General features: G+C 31.8%; 24 protein-coding genes and 1 tRNA gene. 16 read left to right on the top strand and 9 right to left on the bottom strand.

Annotated elements, in window-relative coordinates:
- Positions 1 to 194: 194 nt before the first annotated feature.
- The 4 genes from OA93_RS19335 to OA93_RS19320 all read left to right on the top strand — a co-directional run bounded on the left by OA93_RS19335 (position 195) and on the right by OA93_RS19320 (position 2,621).
- Positions 195 to 491 (top strand): hypothetical protein, encoded by a 297-nt coding sequence (locus tag OA93_RS19335; RefSeq protein WP_035617491.1) that lies wholly within the window; start codon positions 195 to 197, stop codon positions 489 to 491.
- 48 nt (positions 492 to 539) lie between these two features.
- Complete coding sequence (locus tag OA93_RS19330) at positions 540 to 836, top strand: hypothetical protein (RefSeq protein WP_039115474.1); 297 nt, start codon at positions 540 to 542, stop codon at positions 834 to 836.
- A 33-nt stretch (positions 837 to 869) separates the two neighbouring features.
- Entirely contained in the window at positions 870 to 1,166 is a 297-nt protein-coding gene (locus OA93_RS19325; protein ID WP_039115472.1) for a hypothetical protein, read from the top strand.
- A 123-nt stretch (positions 1,167 to 1,289) separates the two neighbouring features.
- Positions 1,290 to 2,621, top strand: coding sequence for a sigma-54 dependent transcriptional regulator (locus tag OA93_RS19320; RefSeq protein ID WP_039115471.1), 1,332 nt, complete (start codon positions 1,290 to 1,292; stop codon positions 2,619 to 2,621).
- On the opposite strand, the gene OA93_RS19315 is transcribed toward OA93_RS19320, so the two are convergent.
- Together OA93_RS19315 and OA93_RS19310 are read right to left on the bottom strand one after the other, a co-directional pair.
- Positions 2,618 to 5,068, bottom strand: coding sequence for an ATP-binding protein (locus tag OA93_RS19315; protein WP_039115469.1), 2,451 nt, complete (start codon positions 5,066 to 5,068; stop codon positions 2,618 to 2,620). The two genes, OA93_RS19320 and OA93_RS19315, sit on opposite strands and share 4 nt — an antisense overlap.
- Before the next feature lie 47 nt (positions 5,069 to 5,115).
- Complete coding sequence (locus tag OA93_RS19310) at positions 5,116 to 7,017, bottom strand: S9 family peptidase (RefSeq protein ID WP_039115467.1); 1,902 nt, start codon at positions 7,015 to 7,017, stop codon at positions 5,116 to 5,118.
- Between the two features lie 258 nt (positions 7,018 to 7,275).
- Here OA93_RS19310 and OA93_RS19305 point away from each other — a divergent pair, with 258 nt between their 5' ends.
- The 3 genes from OA93_RS19305 to OA93_RS19295 are packed head-to-tail and all read left to right on the top strand — an operon-like array spanning position 7,276 to position 10,119.
- Positions 7,276 to 8,388 (top strand): FAD-dependent oxidoreductase, encoded by a 1,113-nt coding sequence (locus OA93_RS19305; protein ID WP_039115466.1) that lies wholly within the window; start codon positions 7,276 to 7,278, stop codon positions 8,386 to 8,388.
- Positions 8,388 to 9,185 carry a monofunctional biosynthetic peptidoglycan transglycosylase gene (mtgA, locus tag OA93_RS19300; RefSeq protein ID WP_039115465.1) on the top strand — a complete coding sequence of 266 codons (798 nt, stop codon included), beginning with the start codon at positions 8,388 to 8,390 and terminating at the stop codon, positions 9,183 to 9,185. Before OA93_RS19305 ends, mtgA begins: the two co-directional genes overlap by 1 nt.
- Complete coding sequence (locus OA93_RS19295) at positions 9,160 to 10,119, top strand: lipid A deacylase LpxR family protein (RefSeq protein WP_346425752.1); 960 nt, start codon at positions 9,160 to 9,162, stop codon at positions 10,117 to 10,119. Before mtgA ends, OA93_RS19295 begins: the two co-directional genes overlap by 26 nt.
- Before the next feature lie 240 nt (positions 10,120 to 10,359).
- On the opposite strand, the gene OA93_RS19290 is transcribed toward OA93_RS19295, so the two are convergent.
- Together OA93_RS19290 and OA93_RS19285 are read right to left on the bottom strand one after the other, a co-directional pair.
- Positions 10,360 to 10,731, bottom strand: a complete 372-nt coding sequence (locus tag OA93_RS19290) for a hypothetical protein (RefSeq protein WP_131474513.1) — start codon at positions 10,729 to 10,731, stop codon at positions 10,360 to 10,362.
- Positions 10,732 to 11,443: 712 nt separating this feature from the next.
- A complete protein-coding gene (locus OA93_RS19285; protein ID WP_039115463.1) occupies positions 11,444 to 11,737 on the bottom strand; it encodes a hypothetical protein in 294 nt (97 codons plus the stop codon).
- A gap of 351 nt (positions 11,738 to 12,088) precedes the next feature.
- Here OA93_RS19285 and OA93_RS19280 point away from each other — a divergent pair, with 351 nt between their 5' ends.
- Genes OA93_RS19280 through OA93_RS19270 form a run of 3 tightly spaced genes read left to right on the top strand, consistent with a single transcriptional unit; the run spans position 12,089 to position 14,216 of the window.
- Positions 12,089 to 12,544 carry a carboxymuconolactone decarboxylase family protein gene (locus tag OA93_RS19280; RefSeq protein WP_039115462.1) on the top strand — a complete coding sequence of 152 codons (456 nt, stop codon included), beginning with the start codon at positions 12,089 to 12,091 and terminating at the stop codon, positions 12,542 to 12,544.
- A gap of 33 nt (positions 12,545 to 12,577) precedes the next feature.
- The gene (locus tag OA93_RS19275; protein WP_035617460.1) at positions 12,578 to 12,931 is read left to right on the top strand and encodes a YciI family protein; all 354 of its coding nucleotides are present in this window, start codon (positions 12,578 to 12,580) and stop codon (positions 12,929 to 12,931) included.
- 52 nt (positions 12,932 to 12,983) lie between these two features.
- Positions 12,984 to 14,216 carry a sigma-70 family RNA polymerase sigma factor gene (locus OA93_RS19270; protein ID WP_039115480.1) on the top strand — a complete coding sequence of 411 codons (1,233 nt, stop codon included), beginning with the start codon at positions 12,984 to 12,986 and terminating at the stop codon, positions 14,214 to 14,216.
- Positions 14,217 to 14,290: 74 nt separating this feature from the next.
- Here OA93_RS19270 and OA93_RS19265 read toward each other — a convergent pair whose 3' ends face one another.
- Complete coding sequence (locus OA93_RS19265; protein WP_205625790.1) at positions 14,291 to 15,799, bottom strand: flotillin family protein; 1,509 nt, start codon at positions 15,797 to 15,799, stop codon at positions 14,291 to 14,293.
- Between the two features lie 13 nt (positions 15,800 to 15,812).
- Complete coding sequence (locus OA93_RS19260; protein WP_205625789.1) at positions 15,813 to 16,379, bottom strand: NfeD family protein; 567 nt, start codon at positions 16,377 to 16,379, stop codon at positions 15,813 to 15,815.
- 594 nt (positions 16,380 to 16,973) lie between these two features.
- On the opposite strand from OA93_RS19260, the gene OA93_RS19250 reads away from it, so the two are divergent.
- Together OA93_RS19250 and OA93_RS25280 are read left to right on the top strand one after the other, a co-directional pair.
- Entirely contained in the window at positions 16,974 to 17,801 is an 828-nt protein-coding gene (locus OA93_RS19250) for a GIY-YIG nuclease family protein (RefSeq protein ID WP_039115458.1), read from the top strand.
- A gap of 63 nt (positions 17,802 to 17,864) precedes the next feature.
- On the top strand, positions 17,865 to 19,406 hold the full coding sequence (locus OA93_RS25280; protein ID WP_039115456.1) for a hypothetical protein: 1,542 nt from the start codon (positions 17,865 to 17,867) through the stop codon (positions 19,404 to 19,406).
- Between the two features lie 185 nt (positions 19,407 to 19,591).
- Here the strand turns inward: OA93_RS25280 and OA93_RS19240 are convergent.
- Positions 19,592 to 19,668, bottom strand: a tRNA-Ala gene (locus tag OA93_RS19240).
- A gap of 104 nt (positions 19,669 to 19,772) precedes the next feature.
- Here OA93_RS19240 and OA93_RS19235 point away from each other — a divergent pair.
- Genes OA93_RS19235 through OA93_RS19225 form a run of 4 tightly spaced genes read left to right on the top strand, consistent with a single transcriptional unit; the run spans position 19,773 to position 21,981 of the window.
- On the top strand, positions 19,773 to 20,540 hold the full coding sequence (locus OA93_RS19235; RefSeq protein WP_039115455.1) for an enoyl-CoA hydratase/isomerase family protein: 768 nt from the start codon (positions 19,773 to 19,775) through the stop codon (positions 20,538 to 20,540).
- Positions 20,541 to 20,545: 5 nt separating this feature from the next.
- Positions 20,546 to 20,722 carry a hypothetical protein gene (locus tag OA93_RS25150; RefSeq protein WP_165572123.1) on the top strand — a complete coding sequence of 59 codons (177 nt, stop codon included), beginning with the start codon at positions 20,546 to 20,548 and terminating at the stop codon, positions 20,720 to 20,722.
- 32 nt (positions 20,723 to 20,754) lie between these two features.
- Positions 20,755 to 21,207, top strand: coding sequence for a 6-carboxytetrahydropterin synthase (locus OA93_RS19230; protein ID WP_039115454.1), 453 nt, complete (start codon positions 20,755 to 20,757; stop codon positions 21,205 to 21,207).
- Between the two features lie 15 nt (positions 21,208 to 21,222).
- Positions 21,223 to 21,981, top strand: a complete 759-nt coding sequence (locus OA93_RS19225) for a UDP-2,3-diacylglucosamine diphosphatase (protein ID WP_039115452.1) — start codon at positions 21,223 to 21,225, stop codon at positions 21,979 to 21,981.
- Positions 21,982 to 22,279: 298 nt separating this feature from the next.
- Here the strand turns inward: OA93_RS19225 and OA93_RS19220 are convergent, their stop codons facing one another.
- Positions 22,280 to 23,491: a cytochrome c3 family protein gene (locus tag OA93_RS19220; protein ID WP_039115450.1), complete on the bottom strand. Its 1,212-nt coding sequence runs from the start codon at positions 23,489 to 23,491 to the stop codon at positions 22,280 to 22,282.
- A gap of 83 nt (positions 23,492 to 23,574) precedes the next feature.
- Positions 23,575 to 23,931, bottom strand: coding sequence for a hypothetical protein (locus OA93_RS19215; RefSeq protein WP_039115449.1), 357 nt, complete (start codon positions 23,929 to 23,931; stop codon positions 23,575 to 23,577).
- Positions 23,932 to 24,074 lie beyond the last annotated feature (143 nt).

Genomic DNA, 24,074 nt, shown 5'->3' with positions numbered 1-24,074 from the left:
TTGAAAAAAGCATATCCAGATGCAGTACTTAATAAAGCATATGTAAATGCAAACAAAGAGTACAAACTAGATGTTACTGTAGGAGACAAAGTAGGAAATCTTTTTGCTGATGCTACAGGAAATTGGATTAAAAAATAATTCAATCTAGAAACTATAAACCCAAAATAAAATAAAAACATTAAAAATATATCATTATGAAAAAGTTAATCTTATCAGCCGCAATCGTATTAGGAAGTTTATCTTCATTTGCAACAACTTTACCAACTTCAGTTTTAGATGTTAAAACTACATCAGTTCAAGAAGAATACACAGAAGTAAAAATCGAAGAATTGCCAGCGGCTATTACTGCAGCTTTGAAAAAAGCATATCCAGATGCAGTACTTAATAAAGCATATGTAAATGCAAACAAAGAATACAAACTAGATGTTACTGTAGGAGATAAAGTAGGAAATCTTTTTGCAGATGCTACTGGAAACTGGATTAAAAAATAATCTAACTTAGTGGTTTAAAATAAATTAAAAACATTAAAATCTATTATTATGAAAAAGTTAATCTTATCAGCAGCAATCGTATTAGGTGGTTTATCAGTTAATGCTGCAACTGTAGCGAGTACAGAACCAACAGTAAAAGTAATTAGTATTCAAGACGAATACACAGAAATTGGAGCAGATGCACTTCCTGCAGAGGTAAAAGCTACCCTGGAAAAATCTTTTCCAGGAGCAAAACTTGAAAAAGCATACAAAAATGAGAAAAATGTGTATAAACTAGAAATCGCTCATGGTGATAAAAAGTATACTATTTTCTCTGATGCATCAGGAAATTTGATTAAGAAGTAATTATAAGCCAAATAAATTAAAACATATATCATTATGAAAAAGTTAATCTTATCCGCAGCAGTTGTTTTTGGGAGTTTGTCAATTTACGCAGCAACTATAACAACTACAGAGCCAGTTGCTAAAGTTGTAACAGTGCAAGATGGTTACACAGAAGTTAGCGTAGATGTAGTACCGGTACCGGTAAAAACAGCTTTACAAAAGGCTTATCCGGATGCGAAACTTGATAAGGCATATGTGAATGAAAAGAAAGAATATAAATTAGAAATTTCAGTTGGTGACCAAAAGGCTACTGTCTATTCAGATGTCAATGGCAATTGGATAAAAATATAATTTAGGTAGATTAGTTTAGGTTTTTTTAAAAAGAGATTGCATCTGCAATCTCTTTTTTTTTGCAAAATTTTATGAGAATACAATTATTTTAGTCTTATTTTAGCATGAAAAGCCCAAACACTAATGCCAAAGATTTTATTAATAGAAGATGATATTTCGTTTTGTAAATTGTTAGATAAATTCCTGACAAAAAAGTTATACACGGTTGTGACTGCTTTTTCTGCAGCCGAAGCACGAAATATAATTAAAGAAGAATCTTTTGACCTTATTATTACCGATTTAAGACTTCCAGATTCAGATGGGATTGGGTTAATGTCTGAATTTAAAAAAATGTATCCCGAAATTCCAGTTATTTTAATGACAGGATATTCAGATGTAAATACTGCTGTAAAAGCAATAAAAAATGGAGCTTCAGATTATATTTCGAAACCATTTAATCCAGAAGAAGTTTTACTTGTAATTGCAAATGCTTTACAAACTTCACCTCAAGTTCCAGAAAAAGAACAAAAAGCTAAAGTTCAAAAAAAATCAAGCGAATTTGAATTTGTAAAAGGAATTTCTAAAGCTTCTAAAAAATTAGCAGAACATATCGAGTTGGTAAGTCCAACTAATATGTCGGTTTTAATTATTGGCGAAAGCGGTACCGGAAAAGAAATAATTGCCAAGAGTATTCATGAACAGAGCCCTAGGAAAGGCAATAATTTTATTGCGGTAGATTGTGGTGCAATACCAAAAGAATTGGCTGCAAGTGAGTTTTTTGGGCATTTAAAAGGTTCTTTTACAGGAGCAGTAACTGATAAAATAGGTTATTTTGAAGCAGCAAATGGAGGAACAATATTTCTGGACGAAATAGGGAATCTTTCGTATGAAAATCAAATCCAACTTTTAAGAGCTTTACAAGAACGAAAGATAAAACCTGTAGGTAGCAATAAAGAGATCGATGTTGATATACGTATTGTAACTGCGACCAACGAAGATTTGCGAGAAGCTGTAAAAAAGGGAGATTTCCGTGAAGATTTATACCACCGAATTAATGAGTTCTCTATACATTCACCTTCATTGATTGATAGAGAAGAAGATTTAATGCTTTTTGCAGATTTCTTTCTTGAAAAAGCAAATGAGCAATTGAACAAAAACATTATTGGTTTTTCGGATGAAGTAATTACTATTTTTCAGAAATATAGGTGGCCAGGAAACTTAAGAGAACTTCAAAATTGTGTAAAGAGAGCAACGCTTTTATCACAAGGAGATTTTATAGAAAGTACTGTATTGCCAGTTGAATTTTTTCAGGTTCAGAAACAAGTTCCAAATGATTTCTCATTATCTGAAAATGAAAAAGAGGCGATTATTCATGCTTTAGCAAAAGCGAAAAACAATAAATCTGAAGCTGCAAAAATGCTTAAGATTACCCGAAAAACATTATACAATAAGCTAAAACAATACGATATAGATTAGGTTATTTCTTTTTCCAAAATTAAAAGCAGCGAACTAATCTTCGTTTTTAAAGTATTGTAAATTGTTTCTAAATCAGTATCAGGGTATTTCTTTTGCTCTAGATTATCTAAAATTTTACTGATTTCCGAAGCTTGAATTTGTTTAAACATTGGAGCAATTCTATGTGCAATAGCACTTATTTCCATGCTATCTTTCTCAGTAATACTTTTTTCTAAAACGACTAAGTTATCTTTTGTTGTTTTTATGAAAGTTTTAATTACCTCTCGCAGTGCTTCTTTATCATTGGTTAAAAATGATTTTAAAGAGTCAAGAGAGAATCCTTTTTCTAAATTAGTATTATTACTTTTATCATCTTCCTGATTGATTTCGGTTGAATTATCAAAGAGTGAAAGTATTGTTTGTAGTAATACTTTAGGCGAGTATGGTTTTTTTACAACAGTTGTAAATCCTGCATCAGTGTAAACTTTCAGATCTAAATCGTCTCTTCCTGTTAAAGCAATTATAGGTTGGTTTTTATATTGAGAATTGTTGGTTTCTTTTAGTTTTTCTAAAAACTGAAATCCATCAATTTCGGGCATTTGAATATCGGTTAAAATAAAATCAAAAGCAGTGTTCTCAATCGTTTTTAGCGCTTCATTGGCATTACCAAAAGCCAGAACCGTGTAATTATGCTGTTTTAAAACCTCTGAAGTTAAACCTAGTAAGTTACTATCATCATCTATTACAATTGCGGTTTTGGCCGTGATAATAGGTGTGATGTGAGGCTCTTTATTTGTTTCTTCTAGTTCTAATTCTGTGTTAGTGTCGAATACTAACGGAAGTTGAATTTCAAAAGTACTTCCTTTTCCAAAAACGCTTTTTAGATGTAAATCACCACCCAAAAGAGTTGCTATTTTTTTAGATATCGCAAGTCCCAGACCAGTACCACCATATTTTTTTTCAATGCCTTCATTTGCCTGAGCAAATTCTTCAAACACAAGATTTTGGTTTTTTTTCTCAATCCCGATACCTGAATCTTCTATCTTAATAAAAACAAATTCTCCATTATGATTAATTGTAGCATCGATTTTTATAAATCCTTCTTCGGTAAATTTATAAGCATTCCCGATGATATTGCTTAAGATTTGTTTTAATCGAAACGAATCTCCAATTACTCTTTGGTTTAATCTCTCATCAGTTTTAATTATAAGTTCTATATCTTTTTGCTTGTAAACAGATTGAATGTTTTTAGCAACATCAGTTATAATTTCAGGAAGTGAGAAAGGTTTTTTCTCAATTGCAATTTTCCCAGCTTCGATTTGAGAAAAATCTAGCAAATCCTGTACTAATTGCGAAATGTATTCAGATGAATTTTTGATATTTTTAATAAAATACGATTGCTTCGTGTTTAAGTCAGAATTGCCCAAAAGCTCAGTATAACCTACAATTGTACTCAAAGGGGTTTTTAAATCGTGACTTACCGTAGAGATAAGTTGCTCACGACTTTTTAGGAGGTTTTTGGTCTTAAAATTGGCAATTTCTAATTGTTTCTTATACAGCTGTGTTTTAGAATAATCACTGGCGATAAGTATAGAGAAAAAGACTGTAAGCAATAAACCAACAACGGCTGCTCCAGTTACAATTTGATTAATTTTTTTTAATGATTTTTCTTTATCCGTATTGTATTTTATTGAGTTAATTATGATTTCACGCTCAATAATTCGCAATACTTTTCGGAGTTGTTCGGATATTAAGATCTCATTTTTAAGTAGTTTATTCTCCTGATAATTTAGAGATTCTTTTTTCTTTTCAGTTTCTCTTTTTACAGAACTTAATAATTTTTTGGATGTAGATAAAATCGAATCAGATGCTTTTTTACTTAACGTATTTGTGCTATCATCTGGGATATTTTGGTTGAGATAATCAACATATTTTTGCAGAACATTACGCTGATAACTCCCCAGTTGTCCTGGGTTTTTGGTAAAATCTTCAAGTTGTAATTTACGTAATGAAAATTCTAGTTTTGTTAATTCGTCAATGGCATTGTTTACAGTAACTTCATCATTAGCCTTGCTTTTGATGGTTTTTAATTGACGAATGTTTTTAGTTTTTTCAGCCAATAAATAATTTACGCTATCTAGAAGAACAATTTGTGATTGCGTAGTGACAATTTTTTTTAAAGAATCAATTCGAATTCGTAAAGAATCCGATTCTCTAATGTAATGTTCAAAGTCTGATTCCGAATTAGACTGAATTGTCTTTCGGGCAAGACTTTCGGTTTTATATACATTCGAAAAAAGCTGACTAACCTTTAAAATTTTAGTCTTTTCGAAAGCAATTTTGCTTTCTATTTTTGAATAAATAACATTTTCTGAATATAAGACCCACCCCACACTAATTACAAGCGAAGCTAATGCGATGTAACTTATAAAAACTTTAAGCGGAATGTAACTCTTCTTACTTTCCATATTGTATGGTTGAAATAATTAGTATGGGATGTGTTTTTAAATTTTAATTATAGGGTCTCGTTTAACCATTTAAAGAATTCACTTTGCCAAACTTGAGCATTTTGAGGTTTTAAAACCCAGTGATTTTCTTCAGGGAAATACAATAATCTACTTTTTATACCGCGCAATTGAGCAGCTTGAAATGCTTCTTGAGATTGTCCAATTGGTACGCGGAAATCTTTTCCACCCTGAATAATCAAGATTGGTTTATTCCATTTATCAACATGGTTAATTGGGTTAAAAGTAGTGTATGTTTTTTGAGCAATTGCATTGTCTTTTTCCCAGTATGCACCACCAAAATCCCAGTTGTTAAAGAAAACTTCTTCAGTAGTTCCAAACATACTTTGCGTGTTGAAAACACCATCATGAGCGATAAAAGTTTTGAAACGGTTGTTGTGGATTCCTGCTAGATAGAAAACAGAATAACCACCATAACTTGCACCTACGCAACCTAAACGAGCTTTGTCTACATAGTTTTCTTTGGCAACATCATCAATAGCCGATAAGTAATCGTCCATAACCTGTCCGCCCCAATCTTTACTAATTTGTTCGTTCCATTCTACACCATGACCTGGCATTCCGCGACGATTAGGAGCAACAACAACATAACCTTTGGCAGCCATTAATGAAAAATTCCAACGGAAAGAATATGATTGTGTTAAAGCAGATTGAGGACCGCCTTGGCAATATAAAAGAGTTGGATATTTTTTTGATGCATCAAAATTTGGAGGTAAGATTACCCAAACCAACATTTTTTTGCCATCTGTTGTAGTAACATAACGTCTTTCGGTTTTGCTTAAAGTTAAAGTACTGTAAGTGGCTGTATTTACATTTGATAATTGTTCCCAAGTGTTTTTCTTTAAATTGAAAGAAAAAATCTCGTTTGCATGATTCATATCCGATCTTGTTACAATGATATTATCACCTACAAAACCAACGATATCATTTACATCATAATTACCATTTGTAATTTGAAGTACTTTTATAGCAATTTTAGTTAATCCAGGAAAGTTTACTTCAAATAATTGTTTTGTACCATCTATTGGAGCTGTAAAAAATACCTTTTTACCGTCTTTGCTCCATGTAAAGCTATCAACAGTTCCGTCCCAATTAGCGGTTAGGTTCATTTTTATACCTTTAAAATCAACAATAATGTCGTTTTTATCAGCCTCATAACCATCACGTTTCATTTGTAACCAAGTTAGGTTTCCGGTTGGCGAAAATTGTGGTGCCATATCATAACCTAAATTTCCTTCGGTTCTGTTTGTTGTTTTACCAGTTTCAAGATTGTACTCGTAAATATCAGTATTGGTAGAAATAGCATATTGAGTTCCAGCTTTTTTCTTGCTTACATACAAGATACTTTTACCATCAGGTGACCAGATATAATCTTCGTCTCCACCAAAAGGTTTTTGAGGACTATCAAAAGTTTCTCCTTTTAAAATATCAATTCCAACGGCTCCATCTTTGTTTTCTTTGTAAAAAACATGATTAAATTTACCTTCATTCCAAGTATCCCAATGACGGTAATCCAGACCATTGTATATTTGAGCATCAGATTTATCCAGATTAGGGTAAAAATCTTTCCCTAAAACTTTATCGATTTTTACTTCTTCATTATACACTAAAAATTTTCCGTCTGGCGAAATGTTTTTATCTGCCAAAATGGTTTTTGTCTCCGAAATTTCGGTTGCATTTCCACCATTTACAGGTAAAGTATAATATTTTGATGTCGAATTATTTTCGGCAATAGATGGTGTTGTAACCTTGTAAACAACGTTTTTTCCATCTTTTGAAAGTCCAAGTGCTGTAACTCTTCCTAATTTCCACAATAATTCTGGTGACATTACATTCTGTGCCATGGTGCTTAAACTCATCATTACTAAGGTTGTAAATAGTACTTTTTTCATAAATTTAATCTAAAATTTTTAAGGTTTTAAAAGTACAAAATTAATTCCAGCAACCCAGTGATAACACAATTGGTATTGTCTTAAATAAATGATAAAAGTTACCCCATGATTAAGAGGGATGAGCTAGTTTTATTTAAAAGGTTTAACCATGTAAGTAATATAAGTTCATTTAAGTTTTATCTGTTTAAGGTCAAGTTTATATGGACTTAAATTTCTTATATGGTTTAAAAAAACATTATTTTTATAAAAAAAATCGAAATGGAATTAAGCTATTGGGAACTTAAAAATTGGTTTACAAATGTAGATTTCACCATTGTAGGTAGTGGAATTGTAGGTTTGCATGCAGGATTGCGCTTACGCGAAAAATTTCCGAAAGCCAAAATTTTGATTCTCGAGAAAGGAATGTTACCACAAGGAGCCAGTACCAAGAATGCTGGTTTTGCTTGCTTCGGAAGTCTTTCGGAAATAATTGAAGATTTAAAAACACATACCGAAGAAGATGTAATCCAGCTTATCGAAAAACGCTGGAGAGGGTTACAACTATTACGTAAACGTTTAGGAGATTATGCAATCGATTTTAAACCTTATGGAGGATATGAATTATTCTTAAAGGAAGATGAAAATGGATATGACGAATGTTCAAGCAAATTATCTTTTGTAAATGAAATTCTCAGGCCACTTTTTAAAACAGATGTTTTTGCTAAAGAAATAGATCGTTTTGAGTTTAAAGGTATTCATGAGTATTTGGTTTTTAATCCTTTTGAAGGACAAATTGATACAGGTAATATGATGCAGGCATTGCTAAAAGAAGCAATTGAAGCTGATATTTTAATCTTGAATCAACAAACAGTAACTTCCTATTTAGATGCTGGGAAGAATGTCGAAATAATGTTGAAGGATTTTACTTTTACTACAAATAAAATTCTTTTTGCTACCAACGGATTTGCTAATACACTTACAAAAGGTGAAGTTAAACCTGCCAGAGCACAGGTTTTAATTACCGAACCAATTCCTGATTTAGAAATTAAAGGCACATTTCACTTAGATAGAGGGTATTATTATTTTAGAAATGTGGGTAATAGGATTTTATTGGGAGGAGGACGAAACCTGGATTTTGAGACAGAAACTACCACTGAATTTGGGAACACAGAAATAATACAAAATAAATTGGAAGATTTGTTGAAAAATGTAATTTTACCAAATCAAAAAATAGATATCGCTCATAGATGGAGCGGGATAATGGGAGTAGGAAATAGTAAAAATCCTATTGTAACCCAATTATCCGAAAATGTATATTGCGGCGTTCGATTAGGAGGAATGGGAGTAGCAATAGGAAGTTTAATAGGAACAGAATTAGCAGATTTAATATAATGGCAGTAACCAAAAAACCGGCACCAAAAAAACCGGCACCAAAAAAAACAACACCAAGTAAAGCAAAACCAGCAGCGAAAAAGAAAAATCGCTCGTTTGGGAGCAAAATCGCTCGTTTCTTTTTTAAGCTACTTTTATGGTTCTTTGGGCTTTCAATATTTTTTGTAGTTTTCTTTAAATATGTTCCTGTACCTTTTACACCTTTAATGGTAATTCGTGGTATTGAAAATAAGTTGGCTGGTAAAGAGAACTATTTTAGTCACGATTGGGAACCAATAGAAAACTTATCGATGAACTTGCAAAAAGCAGTTATTGCAAGTGAAGATGGAACTTTCTTAACACACAATGGTTTTGACTTTAAGGCATTGCAAAAAGCATATAAAAGTAACGAACGCGGCAGAAGAATAAGAGGAGGAAGTACGATATCGCAACAAACAGCCAAAAATGTCTTTTTATGGCAAGGGAAAAGCTATTTCCGTAAAGGACTAGAAGCTTATTTTACAGTTTTAATCGAGTTGGTTTGGGGAAAAGAACGTATTATGGAGGTATATCTTAATAGTATCGAAATGGGCGATGGTGTTTATGGAGCCGAGGCTGCAGCGCAACATTGGTACCGTAAGAGCGCAAAGAGTCTTACACCTATACAAGCTGCGGGAATTGCAGCTATCTTGCCAAATCCACGAAAATTTAAAGCAACTGGGTCATCTAGTTATATTAATAAAAGAAAAAATAAGATTGTTAAAGTAATGCGTAGCGTTGGTAAAATTAATTATGATGGTACCAAAAAAGGGACTTAGTATTCTGTTTATTTTAGCAACCACTTTTGTTTTTGCCCAAAGCAGAACCAGTGAGATTGGATTGATTACTGATAATGATTTATATACATCGTCTAAAAATGACATGTATTATACAAATGGTTTAGAGCTTTTTTATCGTTTTTTATCAAAGAATGAGAATGAAAAAATAAACAAGAAAATTACAGAATTTCGTCTTGGACAATATATCTATAATCCAAGATTTATTAATCAATCGGCTGTTGATAAAAATGACCGTCCTTTTACAGGATATCTTTTTGTCGAAGCAGGCCGAAGTTTTTTTTATCAAAGCGAATCGGTTTTAAAGACAGATTTTCAGATTGGTTTTATGGGACCAAATGCTTTAGGGAAAGAAACCCAGGAAAGTTTCCACCACTTAGTAGGGTATAAAAATGTATATGGTTGGGAAAATCAGCTTAGTAATGCTTTTGCCGTGCAGGCGCATGTTATGTATTCAAAGAAATTATTCCCAACGAAACACAATGATTTTATTGATCTTCATTTTCAGTCTGAAGCAAATCTTGGGACTATTTTTACGGGAGTTTCTACGGGATTATTAACTCGAATAGGTTTTAAGAGATTACTCCCAATTTATGACTCTAATTTGCATGATGCTTCAGTAAGTTTCGAACCGCAATTTAATATTAGAGAGTTTTACTTTTACGCAATGCCAAGCGTTAATTATCAATTTTATGATGCTACGATTCAGGGTAGTATGTTTAACAATAATAGCCCAATAACTTTTGATTTAGAACCGCTTCGTTTTAATGCTGAGTTTGGTTTAAAATACCGCCACAATAATTTTAATATGTCTTATTCTTTTATTTACCGTGGCAAAGAATTAAAGGGAGACCCTTATAATACTAATACGGGGTATTTCTTTGGTTCTATTCGATTTGGGTATTTGTTGAAGTAGCTTTTTTAGTTGTTAAGATTCTGAGGTTTTTATAACTCGCAAAGTCGCGAAGGCGCAAAGTTTTTTTATCCAATATAGCTTTGGCTAGCGCGAGTGTCCCTTGCTCTGCGATGTCTCCCGACTTCATAGCGACTACGATAGGTAAATATAGATTTGCTAGAAAGTAAAAGAAAAATAAATTAGAGTGAGTACGAAGTCAGGAGACTTCGTACAGCGGATTAAATAAATCATATTGTTTATTTACCATTCCATAAAAACAATAAAATGATTATCAGGATCTTTTAGGAAAAGCACTTTTCCACCAGGAAAATCCCATGGACCTGAAAATGTACCTGCAGGTAATTTTTCGATATCAGATTCATTGCTTTGAGGGAGTTGGTTTTTTATAAGTGTATCGTATAATTGGTCTACCGATGCTTCATATATTTCTATATTTCCTTCATTAATAGGTTTTTGTAAGGTGCTTATTTTTAATTCGACATGATTGTTAATCGGTGCAAAAAAGGTTTTTGCTTTGTTTGTAAAGACTTCGGTTTTGAGATCAAAAACTTTTTGATAAAAATTAAATGACACTTCGAGATTAGAACTATAAAGCCAGAAATGAATTTTCATACAGCTATTTTTAAGTAAAGTTAAATTAGAAAGTCCAGATTTGCAATTTGTATGCACCATCAATATCAAAAAAGGTTCTTGTAAAATCTAAAACCTCTAATCTAGCCCCGATGGAAACGGCATCCTTTTTATCCGTCTTTTTGCGGATAAAAAGATATAGTGTACAGCGGGAGGAAAGGTGTTTTAAAAATGAAACCTTCTGCTTCTAAAAAAAATAAGCCGCAATCACATAAGAGCGATTACGGCTTTATATCTGTCTTTTCTGGAACATTTTTAATTTGTATTTAATTTCTACGTACTAATTCAGAAATATTTAAAAATGTTATATCATAAAAAAACAAATAATTTTTTATATCAATACTCAGTCGATTTATATTGAGTAGTTTGTGTTTTGTGTAACTATATTTCATAAGACTACTATAGAAACTAATTGTTACAGTGTTAAAGTATTATTTTTATCTTTTTACTTAAAAAACACAACTTACTGTAAGGAAATTGCGTTTTTGTAATAAAAATCACAAGGAGTTGTTTGTGAATTTGTACTAGTGGACATAAAAAACCGTAAATCATTTAATTTAAAAATAATTTACGGTTTTGAACTCACTTTTATTTGAGCAAGAATTTCTAGATACTTATTGTTTTATGTAATTTCCAGGCAGATGTCCTTTTGATTCCATTTTTGTATCGGATGTTTTTACAAAGTTAAATCGGATTATAGAACCTTCTTTACCTTGAGAAAAATCAGATACATATAAATTTGGGCTAGAAGATATTTCTTGTGGTAATGTATTAGAGAACTTGTTTGTTTGCTAAAAGAAAAAGAATCACCTGTTGTGGTATATTTTATATCACGTGCAGTAAAAGTTAATATTGCTCCAGAAGTTTCCTCTTTCCAAGTTCCTTGAATCCAGTTAGGGGGATTAAAAATGCCATAAGTATCTTCATCGTTAGATGAGCAAGAAGTAATAATAAGCATTAAACTAAATAATAGAATAATTTTTTTCATGTATAATAATTAAAAGATTAAATAATGGAAATATAACAAGAGGCTATGTTTTGTTATATTGCTCCTTAAATTCAAAAAACGTACCATTTATTAAGCATTAACTACGTTTTAACTCTTGTTTTATCAAGATTTAGAACAAGAAGCTTTGTTTGCAATAATTAGAAAACAGAGTATTTATTTTCTTAACTTAGTTTTTTTAACAGAAATATTAAAATAATTTTAAGATATAAATAATTGTATTTCAGTTGATTGGTTTTTATTTTAAAAATAAATGAAAAATATTTTATTTAATATGTCCAATTCTGAAAGTTCGATTGTTATTAGGGTATAACAATTAAAAATTTAAACAAAATGGAATCAAGAATTAACATTCAGGAAAAAGGACAAAGCGCATTAAAACCACTTTTTGGAATTGGAGCATATTTAAAAAAATCGGCAGTAGAAGAAATGCTATTAGAATTAGTTTACTTTAGAGTATCACAAATTAATGGTTGTGCTTATTGTCTGGATATGCATTCTAAAGATTTGCGTGCCAAAGGAGAAACAGAGCAACGTATATATGGTTTGAGTGCTTGGCGTGAGACTCCGTATTATACTGAGAGAGAAAGAGCAGCACTGGCCTGGGCTGAAGCATTAACAAAATGTGAAGTGCCAGATTCAGTTTACAACGAAGTGAAAAGTCAATTTTCAGATGAAGATTTAATCGATTTAACGATGGCAATTACAACAATCAATACTTGGAATCGTATTAATCTTGCATTTCCATATGGAGTAGGTACCTATCAGGTTGGACAATTTGGAGGTTAATTAAACGATTCAATAATAGTAAAATAATAAGAAATGGAAGAATTTGTATTGATATTTAGAAGAGATAGCATAACCAAAGAAATTCAGCCTTCGCCAGAAGAAATGCAATCATCTATTAAATTATGGCAAGATTGGTTAGGCGGAATCGCTGCTCAGGATAAATTGGCTAGACCACTACAACGCTGGGATGGTGAAGGTAGAGTTGTGAAGCAAAATAATAATGTAACTAATGGACCTTTTGTAGAAATTAAAGAAGCAATAGGTGGTTTAATTATGATTAAAGTAGCTAATTATGACGAGGCAGTAGAAGTTGCCAAAGGTTGCCCAATCCTTTTATGGGGCGGAAATGTAGAAATACGAATGGCTGTTGTTTTTGAAGGCCATTAATTAAAAATTAAAAATGCTTTTGTGTTTTATAAAAGCTTCAGGATTTGATTTTATGGAAGACAATCAGCTTTTGCCACATTTATTTAGAACAGAGTATCGAAAAATAGTTTCGGTACTCTGTTATTTATTTGGGATTAATCATATCGAAATTGCGGAAGATATTGTGAGTGATACATTTCTTTCGGCTACCGAATTGTGGAGTTTAAAAGGGATTCCCGAAAATCCGACTGCTTGGCTTTATACGGTTGCCAAAAATAAGACGAAAAATTATTTAAAACGTGATGCTCTTTTTGAGCAAAAACTTTCGGTAGAAATAAAACATAATGCTCCTAAAGCCGAAGAAATCGAGATAGATTTATCTAGCAAAAATATTATAGATAGTCAGCTTGCTATGATTTTTACGGTTTGTGATCCTTGTATTTCGTCTGAATCGCAGGTTGCGCTTGCGCTAAACTTGCTTTGTGGTTTTGGAATCCAAGAGATTGCCGATGCGTTTTTGACTAATAAAGAAGTTATATACAAACGTATAAATCGAGCGAAAGACAAGCTAAAAACAGAGCAAATAAAAATTGAACCACCCTCTTTAAATGAGATTGATAAAAGATTAGATACTGTTTTAACAACTATATATTTATTGTTTTCTGAAGGATATTATTCGACTTCCCAGAATACAATTTTGCGTAAAGACCTTTGTGTAGAGGCAATGCGATTGTGTTATTTGCTTATTGAGAACGAAGGAACTAATAAACCATCGGTTAATGCTTTATTTGCGTTAATGTGTTTTCATTCTTCAAGATTTGAAGCTAGAATGAATGAAAATGGAGAAACGATTTTATATGAAGATCAGGATGAAACGCTTTGGAATATAGAATTAATAAATAAAGGAAAAGAATATTTAAGTAAATCTTCAACAGGAAATAAAATCTCAAAATACCATCTCGAAGCAGGAATAGGGTATTGGCATACTCATAAAGTAGATACAGCCGAAAAATGGGAGAACATTTTACAATTATATAATAGTTTATTGATTCTGGAATATTCGCCAATTGCAGCTTTAAACAGAACTTATGCTTTGGCAAAAACTTATGGAAAAGCAGTAGCTATACAAGAAGCAGAAAAATTAAATCTCTTAGATAATCATTTTTACTATTCATTATTAGGTAATCTATATACAGATATCGATAATGAGAAAGCTTTACAGCATTTTAGAACTGCATTAAAACTAGCGAACACTACAGCAGATAAATCGACAATTATTAAAAATATAGATAGACTTGTTGTTTAAGAACAATGATAAAATTAAATAGGGTTCAGTTTTACTTAAAAAGCGGAACCCTATTATTTTAAATATACACGATTTTAGTCTTCGTTCTTTTTGTCTAAATGTTCTTCAGGACTGTCTATTCCTTTTAAATATGTTGGTAAATTTAATCCTGCCATATTAAACAAGTCGTTTAAAGGAGGAACAGTTTTCATCATCCCTGAAACAAAGTTCGCGGTAGATGAATTACCATTTTCATTTTGTCCACTGCCAGAATCCCAAACAGTAATTTTATCAATTTTAATGTTTTTAACAGCCTCAACTTGTATTCTTACTAGTTCTGGTAGTTTTTCTAATAACAACAATTGGAATGCTTTACTTGGATCTCCACCAGCAGCAGCTACAACTTCTTTGTAACCTTCTGCTTGTTTCGTTAAAATCTCAAAAAGTCCTTTTGCTTCAGCTTCCATTTTAGCAAAAATTGCATCTGCTTCTCCTTTTGCATTTTCTCTTATCGTTTCTGCAGCAGCTTGTGCTTCTATAATGGCTCTTTGTTTAGCAATTTCAGCAGGAATTACAATGTTTGCAATTTGTGTAGAGCGTTCTCTTTCTGAACGTGCTAATTCGGCTATTTGTTCTGCTACATAAGATTCTTCCAGAGCTTTTGCTTGTTGTACTTTTTCGGCAGTAATTGCAATACGTAGTGATTCCGCTTCTTTTTCTCTACGAAGTGCTTCTGAATTTGCAATAGCAATTCTTGCTTGGTTTTCTCCCTCTATGGCAATCGCATTAGCCTCTGATGTTTTAACTCTGGTATCTCTGTCTGCTTCTGCTTTTCCGATGGTTTCATCTTTTGCAGCAGTTGCAATACTAATTTCTCTGTCTTTTTGGGTAATAGCAATCTTTACATCTCTATCTCTGTGAGTTTCGGCTATTTGAGTGTCTTTTTCTCTATCGGCTAGTGCTTTCCCTGTTTCTCCTATTTTTTCTTGTTCAGCGACACTAATTTTGGCTTCGTTAATTGCTTTTGCGGCAGCTTCTTTTCCTAATGCTTCAATATAACCCGATTCATCTTTAATGTCGGTAACGTTTACGTTGATTAATTTTAAACCGATTTTCTTCAGTTCACTATCAACGTTTTTAGAAATGTTGTCAAGGAATTTATCACGGTCAGAGTTAATTTCTTCAATAGTCATTGTTGCAATTACCAAACGTAATTGACCAAATAAAATATCTTTGGCTAATTCCTGAATTTGTTCAGATGATAATCCTAAAAGTCTTTCTGCAGCAGTATTCATACTATCAGATTCAGTAGAAATAGCAATTGTAAAACGACAAGGAACATCTACTCTAATGTTCTGGCGGCTTAAAGCATTTGTTAAGTTTGCCTCGATTGATAAAGGCTTTAAATCTAAGAATGCATAGTCTTGGATTACTGGCCAGATAAAAGCACCTCCACCGTGAACACATTTTGCTGATGTACCTCCAGTACGCCCGTAAATGACTAATATTTTGTCAGATGGGCAACGTTTGTATCTCGATACTAATGCTGAGATTGTTGCAAATAAAACTACAGCTGCAACGACTATGATTATCATTGGTGTCATCATGTTTATTAAATTAAATTGTTTCTACTATTAGAATATTATCGTTTTCTATTTTTACGACTTTTACGACTGCACCAGATGCAATTGTATTCTTTTCGGTCATTGCTTCTAATTCGTGAAATGCACCATTTACACTAATCATAATTTTACCTTTTCCTTTCTTACTTTCGGGAATAGTTAGATAAACTTCGGCAGTTTTGTTTAATGTATTTATGATTTTAAAAGAATTGTCTTCGGCTAATTTTTGTAGTTGTTTAATAATTATGAAAAACAAAAAGACAAACACAATTCCGACCAACAGAGCTAAAATGACAATTAAAGTTTTATTAGGAACGGTTGCATAAAAGGAAATTCCTGTCCAGCTAAAACCTAAGAGAAAATTAATTAAATTCCTCAAAGAGAATAGTTGAAATGGTGCATCTGCTTCTCCTAAATCAGTATCAAAATCGGCATCAAGCCCATGAAAGGAGTCAGCACCAATAAATGATAGAATAGTTTGAATAATAAAAATTACACTTGTAGGTATAGCAACAAACCAAAAGGCGCGGAGCAAAGGGTCTACGTTCTCTAACATTTCCATAATTGTGATTCTTTTTAGCTAAAAAAGCCTTTCGCTTCTTTATAAATAGATAGCCTTTTGTATTTGCTATAAATTTTTTGCAAAAGTAGAGCTAGTTTAAATTGGCAAGGACCACAATAAGGTTTTAAAGTAAAAGAATAAGTTTGAATATATGTGAGTGATTTTTAGTGTATTACATAATAAAGCTGGACTCAGTGATGATTTTAGTATTAAGCATTTGAGAAAAACGTTTTTAACAAAATTGCATACTAAGACTGGTTTCATTGAGTCTTTGGGATATCAAAGGTCTGCAAAAGTAACGTTGAACAATTATATTGATAAGGTTCAGGTTGTAAAGGAAATTAACAAAATTGGGTTTGGTTATTTTAATGAATAAGGTTTTTAAGATGCAAAGCCTCAAAGATTTTGCTTTCCTAAAGCTCAAAAAGTATTCAATAGATATTTGTATTGTTTGTTTATATTAGCTCAATAAACAACCGTACCTTTTATAATATAATACCAACTATATTTGGGTGATTGAAGCCGTTAAATGACGCCAATAAATAAGTTAATGTCTAAAAAACAGAACCCCAAAAGTATCCAAAACACCAAAAAATGAGAGATAAAATTCTACTAAATGACATTTTGAAACTTGAGAATTTAGATAATGTGAAAATTAGACTAAATCTTTCTAATGCTTCTTGGAATGCTTTGGAACACTATCATAATAATCCAAATCAAATGTTGATTGGACACTTTCACAATAGCACAAAAAAAAAATGGTTTAAAGAAAATCAAATTGTCATTGGGTTGGCTCAGATTAAGAACGACGATTGGTTACTTATTGATATTTCTAAAATAATAAAGAGTTACAACATTTTTTGGGATGGCAAAACGCATTCAAATGTAAATACATTTTACGAACACGAGAAATTGCCCGAGTTTGAAAAGTATTTTGGTAGAATGATAGTGCAATTTCACAAAGAAAATGCTTATGTTACTTTAACAGGGAAAAGATTAGGTGATTTTATTTTAAAAGAAATATTACCAAGTTCTTTAGATAAAGATTTGTTTCCTGGTTATGACAAAGTGAGCATATCTTGGGAGACTATGAAACGAGTATTAGAAAAAGATACTTGGAAAATCGCATTAGAAAACCAAAAAGGAATTTACCTTATAACTGACATTTCTAACGGGAAAAAGTATATTGGTTCGGCGTATGGAGAATGTATGATTTTTGGACGTTGGAAATCTTACATAAAGACAGGTCACGGAGGGAATGTTGGACTAAAAAGCTTGCCATTCGACCACATAAAAAAGAATTTTAGATATTCAATTTTAGACATTTACAAATCATCCACAAATGACCAAATAATAATTGACAAAGAATGTTGGTGGAAAGAAGTCTTACAAAGTAGACCGTATGGTTACAACGAAAATTAAACGACAACTTAAAGAAGTAAATAAACATGCGGTAATGTGTCCGTAGTATCAATAACCTAAAATATGAAAAAAGAATACCAAGAAGATGAAAAACAGATTGCACGAGACAAAGCTTTGAAATTTGCTATTTCTACTCTTACAAAAAACAGACATAAAAGTTCTATTGCAAGAAAATCATACGTCAGAGATATAAAAAATCACATTCAAAATAATGAATCTTTTCACGATAAAAAAATTTCTTCGTTGCTTACTAACGAAGAGATTAAAAGATGGGAAGCTTTTTACGAATCAATAATAAAAAAAAAGAAACCAAGTGAATTAAGGGTTGCATACTTGAGCGGTCCCAATCCTGAAAATGATATTGAAGTTCTTGTCGCAAATGGTGTTTTACCTGAAAATATTTGGGCATTTGAATCAGATAACAAAACCTATTCAAAAGCTGTAATTTCTGCACTTGAATCTAAATTTCCATTTGTTAAAATTTATCGTGGAAAAATTGAAACCTATTTAAAAATACTTCCCTTCAAGTTTGATATAATTTATCTTGATTTTTGCGCAACACTTGCAAGTGGAAATACATTATCAGTTGTAAGAGACATATTTTTCTATCAAAAACTTGAAACCCTAGGAGTTTTAATTACTAATTTTTCTTTCCCTAACAAACAGAATCCAGCTAACTTAGATTATCGAGAAAATTTAACTCTGCTAGGAGCAAATTATCTATATCCGAAACCTTTTACTGAACATTATACTGGATTGGGAGGTAATTATACAGAAACTCCTGAATGTCATGGAATCGACCATGCAGAATTTATTAAAATAGCTAAACGAAATGAGAAAACTTTTTATAGCCAGTTAATTACAAGAATACTTTTCGATTTACCTAGTGTGATAATTCCATTTCAGAGACTGGCAGATAATGAAACCTTAATTAATCTATTTTTTAAAAATTTCAATAAAGATTCATTTGATGAAAATTATGAAGAAGATAAATTGTGTTTTCCTAATGATAATTCAATGGTTTGGGGATTATCAAACTTTTTCATCGACAAACCTTCGTTTATTAAATTTTTTAATCGTTTTAAAAATCAACTTTCTATTTCAAATAATGAAAGTAAATTATTGGAGCAAATAGAACTTGTTTGTTATTTTATGACAGAACGCTTTCAAGATGATTTACATAGTGAAAAATTAGACTCTATTAGAAAAAAATGGAAAATTACGGATAAACATATTTTTTGTGATGTATTTATGTTCCACCAACTTAAAGATATTCTAGTTGGACAATTAACGGGCCCTTATTTTTATAATGTTGACTACACAAGAAGATGGACTTATAGAGCTAAAGAAACTGAAATGTATATGGATTTAATTACTTATGATGAATGTAGATACATTTTTGATTGGATGCCAACATTGGATATGTTTGGAGAAGGAATTGAAAATATGGATAGGCAACTTTCTTTAAGATTTGCAATGGATAGTGTCACAAAACAAAGACGATGGTATAATGAGGAGTTTTTCTCGGGAACAGCGGTAGTTGACCAGGGAACAAAAACATTTGAAGCAAAAGTTTTAACAAAAAGAAAAATAATTAAAAAATAAGGCAATACCGCCAACACATGCCTATAGCAATTAGCAAAGTTAGTGAGATTACCATTTTTAATCATAATTTCATTTAGCTAAAAAAACACACTAGAATTACTTTATATAATTTTCCAAAACTACACTCTAAAAGAACACTTAGATAAAATAAAAAAGCCTTACATTTCTGTAAGGCTTGATTTTACTGGTGGAGAATACGAGATTCGAACTCGTCACCTCTTGCCTGCCAGGCAAGCACTCTAGCCAAATGAGCTAATCCCCCAAAGTGATTGCAAATAAAGTCAATTAATTATCAAAAAACAAATTTCAAATAGTATCGACTGAAAATATTCTTCAAAACCGTAACTTTACAATAAAAACAACTATATGAGTTCAGAAAATCAAAATGGTTCACTTCATACCATAATCCAAAATAATATAGCTACTGTAGAATTTGGTCATCCGGCCAGTAATTCACTTACAAGAACATTACTTAATAAATTGATTGCCGAAATTGATAGTTTAAGTAAAAATAAAGCTATTACAGTTATCATTTTAAGAAGTGAGGGAAATGGTGTTTTTTGTGCTGGGGGATCTTTTGATGATTTTCTTGCGGTTACTAATGAGGAGGAAGGAATCGAGTTTTTCTTAGGATTTGCACATCTTATCAATGCTATGCGCAATTGTTCTAAAATAATTATAGGGCGTATTCAGGGCAAAGTTGTTGGAGGAGGAGTTGGTATTGCTGCTGCTTGCGATTATGCTTTTGCAACTCAAGACAGTTCTACTAAACTTTCGGAACTTGCTATCGGGATTGGACCTTTTGTTATAGAACCAGCTGTTTCTAGAAAAATAGGGAAAACGGCAATGACTGAGATGACTCTTGCTGCTCACGAATGGAAATCGGCAATTTGGGCAAACCATAAAGGTCTTTTTGCCAAAGTACTTGAAAATGAACTAGAGTTGGATGAAGAATTATCTCATTTTGCTTTAAAATTAGCAAGTTATAATCCCGATGCATTGGCAGAGATGAAGAAAGTTATTTGGGAAGGAACAGAAAATTGGGATTCATTACTTTCTGAACGCGCTCGTATTTCAGGAAAATTAGTTTTGTCTGATTTTACAAAAAAAGCCTTGGCACAATTTAAAAATTAATAAATATGAATATTGTTTTATTCGCTCTTAAAGTGGATGTTGCAGAGAAAATGAAGTCTGCTCCCGATGCAAGTTATCAAATAGGAGTAGTTATAGGTTCCTTTATTCCGTTTGTGATTTTAGTAGGAGTTGCCTATTGGATGTATAGTAGAGCCAAAAAAAGAGAAAAAAACGGTTTTTAATTTTGTAAATTTGCAATCTAAAATACAACTCGATGAGTAATATCAGAATTACAAAACAATTTAGTTTCGAAACAGGACATGCGCTTTACGGATATGATGGAAAATGTAAAAATGTCCACGGACATAGTTATAAACTGTCTGTAACAGTTATTGGTTCTCCAATTACAGACCGTGATAATGTAAAGCATGGAATGGTTATTGATTTCTCGGATCTAAAGAAAATTGTAAAAGAAGAAATCGTAGATCAGTTTGATCATGCTACCGTTTTTAATGAAACGACACCACATATAGAATTAGCAAAGGAATTAAAAAACCGTGGACATCACGTGATTTTAGTTGATTATCAGCCAACAAGTGAAAATATGGTTGTTGATTTTTCTGAAAGAATTATCAAAAGATTGCCAACAAATATCTCTCTTTTCTCTTTAAAACTTCAAGAAACTGAATCATCATTTGCTGAATGGTACGCAAGCGATAATTTGTAATCGAAATCTATTTTCATGCAATTACCCAATAATAAAAAAGTATATTTTGCTTCCGATCAACATTTTGGAGCACCAACACCTGAGTTAAGTTTTCCTCGCGAACAAAAATTTGTTGCGTGGCTTGATGAGGTAAAAAAAGATGCTGAAGCAATTTTTTTATTAGGTGATTTATTCGATTTTTGGTTCGAGTATAAAACTGTTGTGCCAAAAGGATTTATTCGTGTTTTGGGTAAATTGGCAGAAATACGTGATAGCGGAATCCCAGTATATTTCTTTGTAGGGAACCATGATTTATGGATGAGTGACTATTTTCAGACTGAACTTAATATTCCTGTTTATCATGATAATGCAGAATTTACTTTTGGAGGTAAAACATTCCTGATTGGTCATGGCGACGGAAAAGGTCCTGGAGATAAAGGATATAAAAGAATGAAAAAAGTCTTTACAAATCCGTTCTCAAAATGGATTTTTCGTTGGCTCCACCCAGATGTTGGTGTAAAATTAGCCCAATATTTATCTGTAAAAAATAAATTGATTTCTGGCGACGAAGACGTGAAATTCTTAGGTGAAGAAAACGAATGGTTGGTATTGTATGCTAAACGCAAACTAGAAACCAAGCATTATAATTACTTTGTTTTTGGTCACCGTCATTTGCCTATGATTATTTCTGTAGGTGAGGATTCTAATTATGTAAACCTAGGGGATTGGATAGGATATTTTACCTATGGCGTTTTCGACGGTGAAACTTTTGAACTAAAAGAATTCGGGAAATAATTGCCTTGTTCGTTTAACTACTTAAGTTTGATTATAACAAGTATTCAAAAGTTTATATTCTCTTAAATTGTTTAAGTAGATTGGGTAAGAGTGAACCATTTAAGTTATGTAAGTTCATTTAATGCAAGTATTCTAAATCTTATATTTTCTTAAATGACTTATATGGTTGGAATAATTTTATTGAATTATGTTGAAGTTTTAGAAAAACTTAGATAGTTAATGATATAAGTTCATTTAAGCCGAATACTCTAAAACTATATTTTCTTAAATGACTTATATGTTTTAAGCTACCTAATAATTACTTTTTCTTAGTCGGGTAAATAGCAATTTTATGTGTTCTTAACATATAATTGGAGTCTTTGGATGCTTTAGAAAGTCGGAAACTAATTACTCCCGATGGTTTTTTCGGCATATGGCATTCTATGCAATTATCTTTTAGTAAGTTATCGGAGATTGTTTTAATTGTTGACGCATTGTGTTTAACAGTGTTATGACAACTCATGCATATTTTGGAGTATGTAGCTAAGTTTTTAGTTGCATTTTCATGTGGATTATGACAAGAAATACAATCCATGGTTTCGCTTTTTGTAAAACATTTGCTTTGTAGTAATAACTTAAATTGGTTCCCGTGCACATCAAAATCGGTTGTGTCGGTTGGGCTATGCGAACTTCTAAAATACTCCGAAAGATTATCTCCGGGTTTAAAGTCAAATCTAGATTTTATTTTCATTCCGTCATTTCCAGAATGGCATAATGCACAAGCATCTAATTTTTGTTGCCTGGTTAATGATTTATAAGTAACAATATTTTTTGCAACTTTTAAGTCAGGGAATTTTAAGTGTTGGTTAACGTGTTCTTTGGCAGGTCCGTGGCAACGCTCACAATCAATACCATAAACGATTGTTTTTTTGTTAATAACATCTTCTACATCCATAGACATAAAGTTCTTGTCTTTAGAGTTTTGGTCTACATTTCTGCTGCTTATATTAGAGCTATGGCATGCGTAACAATCTTTGACCACCTTTCGGTCAAAATAAGGTTTTTCAGCCGAAAACCCTGGACTTGTAGCCCAACTATGAACAGATGTATAATAGGAAAGAGGCAATTCGTATGTATTGTTATTGCGCCAGAATACGGAAGTTTGAGCGTGTTTGGTTCCAAAAACTATTTCGAGTTTGCGGGCTTCAACTTCTTTTCCGTTTTTGTATAAAACCTGATAAAGACTATCATTTCGTTCTTCCATGACCATCTTGGTGTTTTTACCGTAAACAAAAACATGGTCTCCAGAACTAAAATTACCTAAAACATTCCCCTTTATAGCTGCTGCGGTTGCTTTATAGTGTGAACTTTGTATTGCTTTTTGATATACGGCTTGATGACATTGTATGCAGCTTTCGGAGCCTGCATAATCAGTTCCGCGTGGATCAATATATTCATCGGATTTATTGCTGCAGTTAGATAATAAAACAACTAAAAATAAAAGGATAAAAAGCGTACTGGTATTTTTCATTAATGTAAATATACTTTTTTTTGAATAAAATCAAAATATATTTAATTATGAGAACATTGATGTTAAAAATTAGAGAATTTGTCTTAATTTAAGCCAACTCCGTAAACATATTCTTCAAGTTCAATTTTAAATAAAGAACCTTTTACCAAATCTTCAATCGCTTTTAGTTCGTCCATCGAAACAGCCAAATCTATTTGGGTACAAGGAGTTTTTAGCAAAAACTTATGGCATTTGTTTTTTAAAGCACATTCATCACAACATGCATTTGTAAGCAAACTATCTTCGATTAAATCATCAAAATCTTTTAGTTCAGATACTGAAAAGTAGAACCCTGTTTCTTTAAAAATCAGTTGTATTTTGTCAAAAAGGGTCTCATTATGGTTTTTCCAATAAAAGGAAATTCCAAAGTCGTTATGATATATTTGTTCTATTTCTCTCATGTTCTTCAATTATAGAAACAAATATAATTATTATTTATATCAATTCTAAATAAAAAAATCATAAAATAGGTTAATTTTTGTTAACGAAATAAATAGTCTAAAATTAGATTAGGTGAGTTTTGATCAACATTCTTAATAATTGC

Origin of the sequence: Flavobacterium sp. KMS, from assembly GCF_000813005.1 — a bacterium.
In the GTDB taxonomy this organism is placed as follows: domain Bacteria; phylum Bacteroidota; class Bacteroidia; order Flavobacteriales; family Flavobacteriaceae; genus Flavobacterium.
This window is presented reverse-complemented; position numbering and strand designations above follow the sequence as displayed.